The sequence below is a fragment of the Brevundimonas sp. NPDC007368 genome (assembly GCF_042869015.1).
GTDB lineage: Bacteria > Pseudomonadota > Alphaproteobacteria > Caulobacterales > Caulobacteraceae > Brevundimonas.
Map to the genome: position 1 here is coordinate 456439 of NZ_JBIAFA010000001.1, position 12928 is coordinate 469366.

The 12928-nt window shown below is 68.9% G+C and carries 14 protein-coding genes; 10 read left to right on the forward strand and 4 right to left on the reverse strand.

Annotated features, from left to right (window positions below; translation table 11 throughout):
* Window positions 1-8 precede the first annotated feature (8 nt).
* Window positions 9-1823, reverse strand: a complete 1815-nt coding sequence (locus ACFYLW_RS02250) for an ABC-F family ATP-binding cassette domain-containing protein (RefSeq protein WP_390182674.1) — start codon at window positions 1821-1823, stop codon at window positions 9-11.
* Window positions 1824-1932: 109 nt separating this feature from the next.
* Here ACFYLW_RS02250 and ACFYLW_RS02255 point away from each other — a divergent pair, with 109 nt between their 5' ends.
* The 9 genes from ACFYLW_RS02255 to ACFYLW_RS02295 all read left to right on the forward strand — a co-directional run bounded on the left by ACFYLW_RS02255 (window position 1933) and on the right by ACFYLW_RS02295 (window position 9841).
* Entirely contained in the window at window positions 1933-2529 is a 597-nt protein-coding gene (locus tag ACFYLW_RS02255; protein ID WP_390182675.1) for a TetR family transcriptional regulator, read from the forward strand.
* Window positions 2526-2864, forward strand: coding sequence for an SMR family transporter (locus tag ACFYLW_RS02260; protein WP_292084168.1), 339 nt, complete (start codon window positions 2526-2528; stop codon window positions 2862-2864). Before ACFYLW_RS02255 ends, ACFYLW_RS02260 begins: the two co-directional genes overlap by 4 nt.
* A 40-nt stretch (window positions 2865-2904) precedes the next feature.
* Complete coding sequence (locus tag ACFYLW_RS02265; protein WP_390182676.1) at window positions 2905-3372, forward strand: YcgN family cysteine cluster protein; 468 nt, start codon at window positions 2905-2907, stop codon at window positions 3370-3372.
* Between the two features lie 54 nt (window positions 3373-3426).
* The gene (locus ACFYLW_RS02270; protein WP_313103857.1) at window positions 3427-5841 is read left to right on the forward strand and encodes a PAS domain-containing protein; all 2415 of its coding nucleotides are present in this window, start codon (window positions 3427-3429) and stop codon (window positions 5839-5841) included.
* A gap of 283 nt (window positions 5842-6124) precedes the next feature.
* Window positions 6125-6562 (forward strand): hypothetical protein, encoded by a 438-nt coding sequence (locus ACFYLW_RS02275; RefSeq protein WP_313103858.1) that lies wholly within the window; start codon window positions 6125-6127, stop codon window positions 6560-6562.
* On the forward strand, window positions 6501-7706 hold the full coding sequence (locus tag ACFYLW_RS02280; RefSeq protein ID WP_390182677.1) for a DNA-packaging protein: 1206 nt from the start codon (window positions 6501-6503) through the stop codon (window positions 7704-7706). Before ACFYLW_RS02275 ends, ACFYLW_RS02280 begins: the two co-directional genes overlap by 62 nt.
* Window positions 7707-7866: 160 nt before the next feature.
* Window positions 7867-9045, forward strand: coding sequence for a phage portal protein (locus ACFYLW_RS02285; RefSeq protein WP_390182869.1), 1179 nt, complete (start codon window positions 7867-7869; stop codon window positions 9043-9045).
* A complete protein-coding gene (locus ACFYLW_RS02290; RefSeq protein WP_313472226.1) occupies window positions 9045-9269 on the forward strand; it encodes a hypothetical protein in 225 nt (74 codons plus the stop codon). The genes ACFYLW_RS02285 and ACFYLW_RS02290 overlap by 1 nt, the downstream gene beginning before the upstream one ends.
* Window positions 9270-9418: 149 nt before the next feature.
* Window positions 9419-9841 carry an HK97 family phage prohead protease gene (locus ACFYLW_RS02295; RefSeq protein ID WP_390182678.1) on the forward strand — a complete coding sequence of 141 codons (423 nt, stop codon included), beginning with the start codon at window positions 9419-9421 and terminating at the stop codon, window positions 9839-9841.
* Here the strand turns inward: ACFYLW_RS02295 and ACFYLW_RS02300 are convergent.
* The 3 genes from ACFYLW_RS02300 to ACFYLW_RS02310 are packed head-to-tail and all read right to left on the reverse strand — an operon-like array spanning window position 9828 to window position 11463.
* Window positions 9828-10301, reverse strand: a complete 474-nt coding sequence (locus ACFYLW_RS02300) for a hypothetical protein (RefSeq protein WP_390182679.1) — start codon at window positions 10299-10301, stop codon at window positions 9828-9830. The two genes, ACFYLW_RS02295 and ACFYLW_RS02300, sit on opposite strands and share 14 nt — an antisense overlap.
* Window positions 10302-10308: 7 nt before the next feature.
* A complete protein-coding gene (locus ACFYLW_RS02305) occupies window positions 10309-10647 on the reverse strand; it encodes a hypothetical protein (protein ID WP_390182680.1) in 339 nt (112 codons plus the stop codon).
* A gap of 6 nt (window positions 10648-10653) precedes the next feature.
* Window positions 10654-11463 carry a hypothetical protein gene (locus tag ACFYLW_RS02310; RefSeq protein WP_390182681.1) on the reverse strand — a complete coding sequence of 270 codons (810 nt, stop codon included), beginning with the start codon at window positions 11461-11463 and terminating at the stop codon, window positions 10654-10656.
* 110 nt (window positions 11464-11573) lie between these two features.
* Here ACFYLW_RS02310 and ACFYLW_RS02315 point away from each other — a divergent pair, with 110 nt between their 5' ends.
* On the forward strand, window positions 11574-12812 hold the full coding sequence (locus ACFYLW_RS02315; protein WP_313472222.1) for a phage major capsid protein: 1239 nt from the start codon (window positions 11574-11576) through the stop codon (window positions 12810-12812).
* The last annotated feature ends 116 nt before the right edge of the window (window positions 12813-12928 follow it).

Sequence of the window (12928 nt, forward strand, 5' to 3'; positions counted from 1 at the left end):
CCGCTGCCCTAACCCGCCAGGGCTGCCTTCTTCTCTTCCAACTCCAGCCAGTCCAGTTCGGCGGCTTCGAGGTCGGCGCGGGCCTTGTCGGCGGCCTTCATGGCGCGGTCGAAGGCGGCGGGGTCGCGGGTGTAGAGGCTCTGGTCGGCGAGGATGGCGTCCTGCCTGGCGATCTCGACCGGCAGGGTCTCCATCACCTTTTCGACCTCTTCCAGACGGCGGGCGTCCTTGTACGAGAGTTTGGCAGTCTTCTTGGGGGCGCGGTCAGAAGGCTCCGCCTTCTCGACCCGACGCGCCCCTGGGGCCGTTTCCGCGTGGGTCGGGGGCGGGGCGAGGAAGGTGGGGTTCTGGCGCAGGAAGTCCTGCCAGCCGCCGGGGGTTTCGACGATGTCGCCGCGTCCGTTCATGGCGATGGTCGAGGTGGCCAGGCGGTCGACGAAGTCGCGGTCGTGGCTGACCAGGATCAGGGTGCCGTCATAGCCCTCGAGCAGCTCTTCCAGTTTGTCGAGGGTGTCCATGTCGAGGTCGTTGGTCGGTTCGTCGAGGACCAGCATGTTGGCGGGCTTGGCCAGGGCGCGCGCCAGCAGCAGGCGGTTGCGCTCGCCGCCCGAGAGGGTCGAGATCGGCTGGCGCAGCTGGCTTTCCTGGAACAGGAAGTCCTTGGCGTAGGCGGCGACGTGCTTGGAGAAGCCGCGCACGATGATGCTGTCGCCGCCGCCGGGCGTCAGGGCGTCCCACAGGGTCATGTCCGACTTCAGCCCCTCGCGCGACTGATCCAGATAGACGGGCTCCAGATTGGCGCCGAGGCGGATGGTCCCCTCGTCGGGCGCCAGCTCGCCCAGCAGGGTCTTGACCAGGGTGGTCTTGCCCGCGCCGTTCGGGCCGACGATGGCCAGACGGTCGCCGCGCATGACGCGGGTGGTCAGGTTCTTGAAGATAACGCGGTCGCCGAAGACCTTGGTCACGCCCTTCAGCTCGGCCACCAGCTTGCCCGACACCGCGCCGGAATCGACCCCCAGATAGAGGTCGCGCGGGACGTCCTTCATCTTCTCGGCGCGTTCGGCGCGCAGGGCGGCCAGATTGCGGGCGCGGCCTTCGTTGCGGGTGCGTCGCGCGGTGATGGAGCGGTAGAAGGTCTCGGTCTCGCGCTCGATGGTCTTGGTCAGTTTCTCGAGGGCGAGGGCCTCTTCTTCCTGAACCTTGGCGGCCCAGTCGTCGAAGGCGTCGAAGCCCTTGTTCAGGGTGCGGACGCGGCGGTTGTCCAGCCAGTGGACGGTGTTGGTCACCTTGTTCAGGAAGGCGCGGTCGTGGCTGACGACCAGAACGGCGAAGCGGGCCTGGACCAGCTCGTTCTCCAGCAGTTCGATGGCCAGGATGTCGAGGTGGTTGGTCGGCTCGTCCAGCAGCAGGACGTCGGGCTCCTCGGCGAAGGCCTTGGCGAGGGCGGCGCGGCGGGTCTCGCCGCCGGAGAGGCCCTGGGTCGACTTGGACGGCGACAGGCCGAAGGTTTCAAGCCAGCTCTCGGCGGTCCAGCGCTCGGCCCCGCCTGAAGCGGCGTAGTCCAGCACGGTCTCGCCGGTGATGTCGGGCTCCTGGGGCACATAGGCGAAGCGGGCGCCGGCCTGAACGGCGCGGTCGCCGCTGTCGGCCTCGATCAGGCCGATGACGATCTTCATCAGGGTCGACTTGCCGGCCCCGTTGCGGCCGACGACGGCGGCGCGGCTGCGCGGCTCGACCGCCAGATCGACCCCGTCGAACAGCGGGCGCTGACCATCCTGCAGACGGACGTCCTTGAGGGCGACGAGAGGGGGGCGAGCAGCCATGAAGACGATGCGACCGATAAAGCGGGAAGGAGGGCCGTCCCTATAGACCGAAGGGGGTGTGACAGGCCATCGCTTGATTACATACCAACTGGACGGTATTGAGTGCGATATGGACATCCCGACCCGCCGCCGCGCGCCGGAAGCCACCCGCGCCGAGATCATCGACATGGCCATCGAGGCCGCCGCCGAGGAGGGGGCGACCGGGCTGAAGCTGGACGCCGTGGTGGCGCGCCTGCCCTTCAGCAAGGGCGCCCTGCTGCATCATTTCCCGACCAAGCTGGCCTTGCTGGAGGGGGTGATCGACCACCTGGCGTCGGAGATGACGGCGGCCATCCTGGCCGAGGCGGCGCGCGATCCCAATCCCTATGGCCGCAATGCGCGGGCCTATCTGCGGGCCACGGTCAACGAGCCGGTGACCGAGCGCGACGTCAGCATCGGCCGGGCGGCGCTGGTGGCCTGTGCGGTGGAGCCGAGCCTGATCGCACGCTGGCGGGCGGCGATGCAGGCTCTGGCCGAGGACGATCCGGTCGATCCGGCGGGCAAGGACGACGCCCTGATGCTGCGGCTGATCGCCGACGGCCTGTGGATGAGCGACCTGTTCGGCACCCATGAGGTGTCGCCGGAACAGCGCAAGGCCCTGCTGTCCCTGCTGACGCCGGGCAGCATCCTGACCGAGGCCCAGAACGAGCTTGAAGGCGGCGAATGAACCCCGTCACCTGGGCCGCCCTGCTGGGCGCCATCGGCTTTGAAGTCATGGGCACGACCCTGTTGCAGCAGTCGCAGCAGTTCACCCGGCTCTGGCCGACGGTCGGGCTGGCGCTGTGCTACGGCCTGGCCTTCTACCTGCTGACCATTGCGTTGAAGCAGATGCCGGTGGGCCTGGCCTACGCCATCTGGAGCGGGCTGGGGGTGGTGCTGATCTCGGTGATCGGCCTGTTCCTGTTCAAGCAGAAGCTGGACCTGCCGGCGGTGATCGGTCTGGTGATGATCGTGGGCGGGGTGGTGGTGATCAACCTGTTCTCGAAGAGCGTGACGCACTGAAGGGCGACAGGGGCGTGCGGGGGGCGTATAGGCCCCGCCCATGAAACCCTTCTGGGAAACAACACCGCTGACGGAGATGTCGGCCGCCGAGTGGGAGAGCCTGTGCGACGGGTGCGGCCTGTGCTGCGTCATTCGCTTCGAGGACGAGAACACCGGCGAGATCGTGCCGACGCGGGTGCACTGCAAGCTGTTCGACCCGGACAGGTGCACCTGCTCGGACTACGCCAACCGGCAGGAGCACGTGCCGGACTGCATCAAGCTGACGCCCGGAAAGATCGGGGGGCTGCGCTGGCTGCCGCCGTCGTGCGGCTATCGCCGGGTGCATGAGGGGCGGGGACTGGCCTGGTGGCATCCGCTGGTCTCGGGCGATCCCGAGACGGTGCATACCGCCGGGGTCTCGATCCGCCGCCAGACGATTTCCGAGACGGCCCTGGTCACCGAGGAGGACGCCCTGGACTTCGAAGCGCCGGAATGGATGGTCGAACGCGGGTCGAAAAACCCAGGCTGATAACGTTTCGTTCGCCCGTATCGGCGAGAAGGAAGGCTACGGGAGGGGTCGCCTTTGTCATTCACCACCAAGAGCATCGAGGCGCTCGACGCGCCGGCCGGGCCGTTCCACCGGCTGGTCGATCTGGCGGCGACGATGTTCGACTGCCGGGCGGCGGTGGTGACCCTGCTGACGCCGACCGAGGCCGTCATCCGTTCCAACGCCGGTCTTTGCTCCTCGCGGACGCCGCGGGAGAATAGCCTGGCGCCCCTGGTGACCGCGATGGGACGCGGGGCGGTGCTGGTGATCCCCGACACGACCCTGGACCCGCGCGTCAACGGCCACCCCATCGTCACGGGGCACGCCAATCTGAGGTTCTTCGCCGCCGCGACCGTGTGCGGGCCGGACGGCGCGCCGATCGGCGCCCTGAGCGTACTGCACGACCACAGCCTGCCGATGCCGAGCGATCGGGAGCAGGAGCAACTCAGGCTGCTGGCCGGCATGGCCGAAGACATCATCGCCGGCATCGAGGCCGCGCGCATCCGCGACGAGCGTCTGGAGACCCTGCGGCTGGTCGAGCAGATGTCGGGCGTCGGTCACTGGCGGCTGGAGCGCAATACCGGCGTCGTCGAGTGGTCGGACGAGGTCTATCGCATCCACGGGGTCGAGCGGGACAGCTTCGATCCCAATCTGGACAGCGCGCTGGACTTCTATGTCGAAGGCGATCGTCAGGCCCTGACCGAGATGATCCAGCGGGGGCTGGAGGACGGCGAGGGCTATATGGCCAAGCTGCAGATCGTGCGGCCGGACGGCGAAGAGCGGCGGGTCCTGACCCACGCCGAGACCGAGGTCGACGAGACGGGGCGGGTCGTCGCCATGTTCGGCGTCTTCCAGGACGTCACCGAGCAGGAAAAGGTCCTGGCGCGCTCCCGGCGCGACGAAGGCCGCTATCGCCTGCTGGCCGAAAACATCGGCGACGTCATCACCCGCGTGAAGATGGACGGGTCGAGCAAATATATCTCGCCGGCCATCCAGCAACTGCTGGGCTGGACCTTCGAGGAGATGAGCGGGCAGTCGACGGACTATGTTCACCCGGAGGACCGCCATCTGGTGCTGAAGGCCATCGGCGAGGCGGTGAAGACAGGGACGCCGACACGGCTGGAGCACCGCGCCGTGCACCGCAAGGGTCACACCATCTGGGTCGAGTGCACCTTCAAGGCCTTGAAGGACGAGAACGGCCATGTCGACGACGTGGTGGTGGTGATCCGCGATATGACCCAGCGGCGGGTGCTGGAAGATCAGGTCATCGAGGCCAAGGAGCGGGCCGAGAAGGCCGCCCAGGCCAAGAGCGAATTCCTGGCCAACATGAGCCACGAACTGCGCACGCCCCTGACCAGCGTGATCGGCTTTTCGGGCCTGTTGCAGGGATCGGAGGCCCTGCCTCCCGAAGAGCGGACCTATGTGGAGCGCATCGCCACGGCGTCGGAGGCCCTGCTGGGGGTGATCAACGACATCCTCGACTATTCCAAGCTGGAAGCGAACGCGATCGAGATGGATCCCGAGCCCTTCCAGGTCGCGGCCCTGGTCGATGGGGCGGCGGCCATCGTCGAGGGCCAGTGCGTCGCCAAGGGCTTGAGCCTGAAGGTGGTGGCTGACGCCGCCATGCCCGAGGTGCTGACCGGCGACGCCGGACGGTTGCGTCAGGTGATGCTGAACTTCCTGTCCAATGCGGTGAAGTTCACCGGCAAGGGCGGGGTGACGCTGCGGGTCGGCGGAGCGCCAGACCCCGACGGGCGCTGGCGGCTGCGGGTGGCGGTGACGGACACCGGCATCGGCATCCCGGCCGAGAAGATCGAGGTCCTGTTCGAACGGTTCTCACAGGCCGACGCTTCGACCACACGGGTCTATGGCGGCACGGGTCTGGGGCTGGCGATTTCGCGGCGGCTGATCGAGATCATGGGCGGCGAGATCGGCGTCGATAGCAAGCCGGGCGAGGGGGCGACCTTCTGGTTCGAGACGCCTCTGATCCAGGGCGGGTCGGCTGCGGGTCTGACCGGCGGCAATGACGAGATGGCGGCGTCGGGCGGTCTGGCCGGCGGGCGCATCCTGATGGCCGACGACGCGCCGGGGAACCGGGAACTGGTCAGCGCCATCCTGCGCGGTCTGGGACTGGAGATCGACACGGTCTGCGACGGCGCCGAGGCGGTGCAGGCCATGCAGTCGGGCAGCTATGACCTGGTGCTGATGGACGTGCACATGCCGGTCATGGACGGGCTGGCGGCGACGCGGGAAATCCGACGGATGCAGGCGGGGAGCGGGCATCGCACGCCGATCCTGGCGCTGACAGCCAACGTCCAGGCGGACCAGGTGGCGCGCTGCCTGGACTCGGGCATGGACGGGCATCTGGCCAAGCCGATCCAGATACCCGAACTGGCCGGGGCGCTGGCCCATTGGCTGGCCGGCGGCGATCCGGCGGCGCTGGCGAGCTAAAATCCTGATCCTCCCTTGTCGCGCAGCGACGGGGGAGGGGGACCGCGTAGCGGTGGAGGGGGCGAGCGACAGGCTCCGCCTCTGATCCTTCAAGCGCGAGCTTGCACCCGCCCCCTCCGCCATCCTGCGGATGGTCCCCCTCCCCCGCTCCTCAGGGGAGGATCGAAGGTGATCCCGTCACGGCTGTCGCAGCTGAGCCGCACAAACCCTGAAAAATCCCGGGATTGATCTGTGCTGGCGGCTGTTCGCCAGCCTGAGGACGCTGCTCGGCTATGGTTCAGGCATGGCGGGAAAAAGGGACGAGACGGGGTGGCTGGAGGCGGTGTTCGACCGGCTCAAGGCCCTGACCGACGACGCGATCGCGGTGGTCGCGGCCGCCGAGGCGCCGCTCGACGTGGCGGAGGCCGAGAAGCGGGCGCGGGCCGTCGGCGTTCTGGCGCGGACGGCCAAGGCGGTGGCGGCCCTGCGGTCGCGACCCGCCCGCAAGACCCCCGAAGAGGATGAAATGAGCGAAGACGATCGTGATGTCAGCGACGCCGAACTGGCCGGGCTCCAGGCCGAATTCTTCGCCCGTGTCGATCATCTCGTCGCAGCTTTCGAGCGCAAGTCCCTTGCTGCGGGACTGGATCGAGGCGCTGCCGCGCGAGGAGAAGATCCGAGTGTTGCGGGCATGGATCCGGGCGACGCCGAGGCTGAACGACGAACAGATCGCGCCGCGTGACGTCGATTGGCGCACCTGGATCCTGCTGGGCGGGCGGGGGTCGGGCAAGACCTTCGCCGGGGGGTTCTGGCTGAATGAACTGGCGCGGGAGAAGGACTGGACCTTCGCCCTGGTCGGGCCGGCGCTGCACGACGTGCGCGAGGTCATGGTCGAGGGGCCGTCAGGGCTGAAAGCCCAGGCCGCGAGGGACAACCGGCCGCGCTGGGAGGCGGGGCGACGAAGGCTGATCTGGCCGTCAGGGTCGGCGGCCTACGCCTTCTCGGCGGAGGACCCGGACAGTCTGCGTGGGCCGCAGTTTCATGCGGCCTGGGCGGACGAGTTCTGCGCCTGGCGGCACGCGGAGGCGACGCTGGCGAACCTGAGGTTCGGGCTGCGGCTGGGGAGCGATCCCAAGCTGGCGATCACCACGACGCCGCGGCCGATCGCGGCGCTGCGGCGGTTGCTGTCCGAGCCGGGGGTGGTCAAGGCGCGGCTGGCGACGGCGGCCAATACCGACAATTTGGCGCCGGGGTTTCTGAGCCATCTGAAGGCCCTCTACGCCGGGACGCGGCTGGAGGCGCAGGAGATGGAGGGGCTGATCGTCGAGGCCGACGGCGCCCTGTTCCGGGCCGAGGATCTGGCGCGGGCGCGGGGGAGCCGCCCGGCGAAGTTCGAGCGGGTGGTGGTGGCGGTGGACCCGCCGGCCAGCGCCCACGGCGACGCCTGCGGGATCGTTGTCGCGGGGAAGAAGGACAAGACGGGATACGTGCTGGCCGACCGTTCGGCGCGGGGTCTGTCGCCCGCCGGATGGGCGCGGCGCGTGGCCGAGACGGCAGCGGAGTTCGAGGCCGACCTGGTGCTGGCCGAGGCCAATCAGGGCGGGGAGATGGTGCGAACCCTGCTGGGGCAGGCCGACTGTCCGGCGCAGGTGAAGCTGGTCCACGCCAGCCGGTCGAAGAAGGCGCGGGCGGAGCCGGTGGCGGCCTTGTACGAGCAGGGGCGGGTGGTTCACTGCGGCGCATTTCCGGCGCTGGAGGAAGAGATGATGGCGCTGGGCAGCGAGACGCCGGGGGCGAAAAGCCCCGACCGCGCGGACGCCCTGGTGTGGGCGCTGACCCACCTGTTGCTGGCCGGGAAGACGCAGCCGAGGCTGCGGGCGTTGTGATCTGATCCTTCTCCCCTTGAGGGAGAAGGTGGCTTGCGAAGCAAGACGGATGAGGGGTGCGTGGAAGCTGGCGCATGGCTTCCGATCAACCCTCGCGCCGACACCCCTCATCCGGCCCTGACGGGCCACCTTCTCCCTCAAGGGGAGAAGGAAGATGGAAATGGAGAACCACATGGATTGGCGACGACCGTTCGGTCGGCGGCGCGTGTCTGCGCCTGAAACCAAGGACAGCCGGTCGGGGCCGCTGATCGCCCTGACCGGCGCGGGCCGGGCGCGGTGGACGCCCCGGGACTACGCCCATCTGGCCGAGGAGGGGTTTGCGAAGAACGCCGTGGCCTATCGCTGCGTGCGGATGATCGCGGAGGCGGCGGCTTCGACGCCGCTGATGGTCATGGTCGCGGGCGTGCGGACGACGGAGCATCCGCTGGCGCCGCTGCTGGCCAAGCCCAATCCCGAGCAGTCGGGCGGGGAGTTGATGGAGGCCGTCTATGGCGCGCTGCAGACGGCGGGCAACGCCTATGTCGAGGCGTCCGGGGACGCCGATGGAGACGGCGTTCCGGATGAACTGTGGGCGCTGCGGCCGGACCGGGTGAAGGTGGTTCCGGGGCGGGCGGGCTGGCCCGAGGCCTATGAATACGCAGTCGGCGGGAAGGCGGTGCGGATCGCGCGGCACGCAGACGGCTGGTCGCCGGTCATGCATTTGAAGCTGTTCCACCCGACGGACGATCACTACGGCTTCTCGCCGCTGGAGGCGGCGGCCTTCGCCATCGACGTGCACAACGCCTCGGGGGCCTGGAACAAGGCGCTGCTGGACAATGCGGCGCGGCCGTCGGGGGCGCTGGTTTACGGCGCCAAGGACGGCGAGCGGCTGACGGGCGAGCAGTTCGAGGCGCTGAAGGCCGAACTGGGCGAGGCCCATGCGGGGGCGCGCAACGCCGGGCGGCCTCTGTTGCTGGAAGGCGGGCTGGACTGGAAGCCGATGAGCCTGACGCCGCACGACATGGACTTCATCGCCGGCAAGCACGCGGCGGCGCGGGAGATCGCCCTGGCCTTCGGGGTGCCGCCGCAGCTGCTGGGGATACCGGGCGATGCGACCTACGCCAACTATCGCGAGGCCAACGCCGCCTTCTGGCGCGGGACGGTGATCCCGCTGGTGAGGAAGGCGGCGGGGGCGATGACGGGCTGGCTGGGCGGGCGGTTCAGCAACTGCCGGATCGAGCCGGATCTGGATGCGGTCCCGGCCTTGCAGGTCGAGCGCGATGCGCTGTGGGCGCGACTGAACGCGGCGAGTTTCCTGACGGACGAAGAACGGCGGCGCATGGCGGGGGTGGGCGCGTGATGGAACAGGTGAAGAAGGTCCCGGTCGCCCTGATCGCGGCCCTGCTGGTGCAGACCATCGGCGGGCTGGTCTGGGCTGGCGGCGCGGCGGCGCGGATCGCGACTCTGGAGCAGAGGGTCGGCGAGCAGAGGCTGGTGGCCGAGCGGCTGGCGCGGGTGGAGGCCCAGGGCGAGGCGGTGCGGGCGACGGTCGATCGGATCGAACGGCGGCTGGAGGAGAAATGATGCAGCGCAGTTTTCTCCCTCCCCTTCATGGGGAGGGTGGTCGACGCGAAGCGGAGACCGGGTGGGGAGGGCTGGAAGTGAAGGGGGCGGCGCCTGGCTCGCCGCAGCGCCCCCACCCGACCTCGCCAGACGGCTCGGCCACCCTCCCCATGAAGGGGAGGGAGAAGGGCGTCATGATGATCGAAGGCTATGCCTCGCTTTGGGGCGCAGCCGACCTGAACGGGGACGTCGTGGCGAAGGGCGCCTTCGCCGACAGCCTGGCCAGGACCGGCGCGGGCGGGGTGCGGATGCTGCATCAGCATGAGAGCCGATCCGTGGTCGGCGTCTGGGACGAGATGGTCGAGGACCATCGTGGATTGAGGGTGCGAGGGCGCATCTGCGACTGGTCGGGCGAGGCGCGCTACGCCGCCGCCCTGACGCGGGCGGGGGCGCTGGACGGGCTGTCGATCGGATTTCGGGCCGCCAAGGCGCGGCGCGACGGGCGCTTGCGGGTGCTGAGCCAAGTGGAGCTGTGGGAGGTGTCGCTGGTGACCTTTCCCATGTTGCCGGGGGCGAGATTCAGGGCCGGTTGAGCCAGCGATTGTGGGCGAAGAAGCAGGCAAGCTGGATCGCGCACAAGGTCAGCAGGGATTCCCACGCGGAGATCGAAGCGACGCCCAGGCCCGCGAGGAGGCGGCGGAAGATGTCGAAATCCATGAGAACCTGTAGGCCGCCCGCGAAGAAGGCTGCGGCGCCCAGCAAGCTCCAGGGGCTGGTGTAGGATTTGTCCTCTCGGATGGGCTGCGTCCAGGCCTTGATCTGCTGCTCAAACGCGCCGGGCCTGTCTCGCGACCAAAGCCACACGCCGACAACCAGAAGACCGGCGAGGACGGTGATGCCGGTCAGTATCGCATCGGCGAAGGAAGCGAGCGGGTGAGGGGCATGATCCGAGGTGGCGATAAGCAACAGCCAACTGGGCAGAAAGGCAGCTGTTAGAAGCTGACCAGCCCAGTGCCGGGAAAGAAAATCGCGAACTCGTGCGGAACGGGTCATGGGAGGCTTACCCTCTGGGCGGCGACGAGGCGCGGCGCAGCAGGATGAAGAGGACGGCCAGGGTCGGGAGCAGGATGGCGAGCCCGGCGGCGACGCCGATCAGAATCGGGTGCTCCGATCCGGAGGCGACGGCGCCGCGCTGGAAGGCGGATTTCACGACGGAGGCTGGAACGCTGGCGGTCAGGGTCAGAAGGAAGACGACGGCCGTGAACCGCCAGCGGGGCGTTGCGAGGGCCTTCTCATGGGAAAAGGTTCCGGGCGGAAAGAGGCTGAGAAAGAAGGCCAGGACTAGTGGCTGGGTCAGGCTGGAAAAGAGGTCCGCGAGCGCGAAAACGGGCGTCGGCATGGCGGTCTAGCGCCTCTGCGACGTGTCGACCTCGCGGATCAGGGCGCCTTGGACGCCCCACAGCTTGTCGCCCGCTGCGACATAGATCGGCAGGCGGTTCAGCAGGGACAGGAAGACGTGGATCTCGAGCGGCTGGGGCGCGACGATGACGTTGGTGACCAGGCCGACGGGCTGGCCGTTCTGGCCTGACTGACGGCGGTCCAGGTCGAGGCAGCCGCCGGAGAGCTGTTCGCGCTTTTCGACGGTGCGGCCGTCGGCGCTGATATGGAAGCGGTAGTGGCCGCCCATCGGCACCTTGTTCGCGTCGGTGGTCGAGGCCAGCAGCCAGACCAGCCAGCCGTCGCCGTCGGGATCGTCCAGAACCACGGCGTTGTAGCGGGCGGCGCAGCGCAGTTGGCCTATGCCTGACGCGGCGGTGTTGCGCGCGTAATAGCGCACGGCCTGATCGTCAGGCAGGGCGGCGCCGGTCGCCTCGATGACGGCGCCGGCGCGGCCGTTCTTGTCGACCAGGATGTCGTAGCCGGGGAGCGGGGCGGACGGGTCGCCGATGAGGAAGCGGACCAGTTGATCCTCGCCGTTCGGGACCACGATCCAGCCGATCAGACCCTCGGGCGGCTTGCCGTCGAAACGGGCGAGCAGGGCGTCGGTGGCGCGGGCGGCCGCGCGGTCCTGAAAGAAGATGGACGTGCCGACGGCGCCGGTCTGTTGCAGAGGCCAGGCCTCGACCTGGGGCGGGGGCGCGTTGTCGGCGGCCTGAGCCGCGGAGCCGACGCTCAGTGACAAGGCGGCGAACAGAGAGACCAACGGCAACCGCATGGGCGATCCTTCTCGGGAGCGTCCTGCGCGGCGGCAGGGACAGGGCGCGACTCGATGCGGGTCGCGCGCCAAGCGTAACCGCGAACAGCGGTTCTTCAACCGGAGAGAGCATGAAAGAGACCAAGACCGCCTCGGCATCGCCCGAGGCGCGCGCCGCCATGCATGAGATGATGGCGGCGTTCGAGGCGTTCAAAGGGGCCAACGACGCCCGTCTGGACGAGATCGAGAAGAAGGCGTCGGCGGATGCGCTGCTGGAGGAGAAGGTGGCGCGCATCGATCAGGCGGTGGCGGGGGCGCAGGCGCGTCTGGACCGCGCGCTGAGCGAGAGCCGTCGTCCGATGCTGGGGGGCGAGCCGCCTGCTGTTGTGGCGGCGCCGGAGGCCAAGGCGGCGTGGGACGGCTATATGAAGTCGGGTCAGGCGCCCCAGACTCATATGGGGCTGGAACTGAAGGCGGGGCTGTCGTCGGCGTCGAACTCGGCGGGCTATGTCGTGCCGCCGGAGACGGAGCGGGCCATCGAGCGCCGCCTGATGGCGGGCTCGCCCATGCGCGAGATCGCCACCGTGCGCACGGTCGGTTCGGGCGTGTTCAGGAAGCCGGTCTCGACGGCGGGCGTGACGGCGGGCTGGGTGGCCGAGACGGCGGCGCGGCCTGAGACGGACCCGGCGACCCTGGCGCTGCTGGAGTTCTCGTCGGCGGACCTCTACGCCTGTCCGGCGGCGACGCAGAGCCTGCTGGACGACGCCCTGATCGATCTGGACGAATGGCTGGCGGCCGAGGTCGAGGACGCCTTTGCGGCGCAGGAAACGGCTGCCTTCGTCAGCGGCGACGGGGTGAACAAGCCAAAGGGCTTCCTGGCCTATGCGACGGCGAGCGAAGGCAGCCAGACCTGGGGCCAGATCGGCACGGTGGCCTCGGGCGCGGCGGGCGCCTTCGCCAGCACGAACCCGGCGGACAAGCTGATCGACCTGATCTATGCGCCCAAGGCCCAGTATCGGCCGAACGGGCGCTTTGTGATGAACCGCCGCACGGTCTCGGCGGTGCGCAAGTTCAAGGACGCGGACGGCAACTATATCTGGTCGCCGGCGACGCGGCCGGGCGAGACGGCCAGCTTGCTGGGTTATCCGGTCACCGAGATCGAGACCATGCCGGATGTGGCGGCCAACAGCCTGTCGATCGCGTTCGGCGACTTCTCGCGCGGCTATCTGATCGTGGATCGCGCGGGGGTGCGGGTGCTGCGCGACCCCTATTCGGCCAAGCCCTATGTGCTGTTCTACACGACCAAGCGCGTGGGCGGCGGGGTGCAGAACTTCGACGCGATCAAGCTGATGAAGTTCGCGGCGAGCTGAATGAACTGACCCCTCTCCCCTTGTGGGAGAGGGAGTGACCCGCCGCGTGAGCGGTGGGAGGGTGAGGGGCTTTGCAGCGGTGGGACCCCTCATCCGTCCGCCTTCGGCGGCCACCT

What these genes read in the sequence shown, in the direction of transcription:
- ACFYLW_RS02315 (WP_313472222.1), top strand. Translation starts at nt 11,574, where the DNA reads ATGAAAGAGACCAAGACCGCCTCGGCATCGCCCGAGGCGCGCGCCGCC.
- ACFYLW_RS02265 (WP_390182676.1), top strand. Translation starts at nt 2,905, where the DNA reads ATGAAACCCTTCTGGGAAACAACACCGCTGACGGAGATGTCGGCCGCC.
- ACFYLW_RS02260 (WP_292084168.1), top strand. Translation starts at nt 2,526, where the DNA reads ATGAACCCCGTCACCTGGGCCGCCCTGCTGGGCGCCATCGGCTTTGAA.
- ACFYLW_RS02300 (WP_390182679.1), bottom strand. Translation starts at nt 10,301, where the DNA reads ATGACCCGTTCCGCACGAGTTCGCGATTTTCTTTCCCGGCACTGGGCT.
- ACFYLW_RS02255 (WP_390182675.1), top strand. Translation starts at nt 1,933, where the DNA reads ATGGACATCCCGACCCGCCGCCGCGCGCCGGAAGCCACCCGCGCCGAG.
- ACFYLW_RS02290 (WP_313472226.1), top strand. Translation starts at nt 9,045, where the DNA reads ATGGAACAGGTGAAGAAGGTCCCGGTCGCCCTGATCGCGGCCCTGCTG.
- ACFYLW_RS02285 (WP_390182869.1), top strand. Translation starts at nt 7,867, where the DNA reads ATGGAGAACCACATGGATTGGCGACGACCGTTCGGTCGGCGGCGCGTG.
- ACFYLW_RS02295 (WP_390182678.1), top strand. Translation starts at nt 9,419, where the DNA reads ATGAAGGGGAGGGAGAAGGGCGTCATGATGATCGAAGGCTATGCCTCG.
- ACFYLW_RS02250 (WP_390182674.1), bottom strand. Translation starts at nt 1,823, where the DNA reads ATGGCTGCTCGCCCCCCTCTCGTCGCCCTCAAGGACGTCCGTCTGCAG.
- ACFYLW_RS02310 (WP_390182681.1), bottom strand. Translation starts at nt 11,463, where the DNA reads ATGCGGTTGCCGTTGGTCTCTCTGTTCGCCGCCTTGTCACTGAGCGTC.
- ACFYLW_RS02305 (WP_390182680.1), bottom strand. Translation starts at nt 10,647, where the DNA reads ATGCCGACGCCCGTTTTCGCGCTCGCGGACCTCTTTTCCAGCCTGACC.
- ACFYLW_RS02275 (WP_313103858.1), top strand. Translation starts at nt 6,125, where the DNA reads ATGGCGGGAAAAAGGGACGAGACGGGGTGGCTGGAGGCGGTGTTCGAC.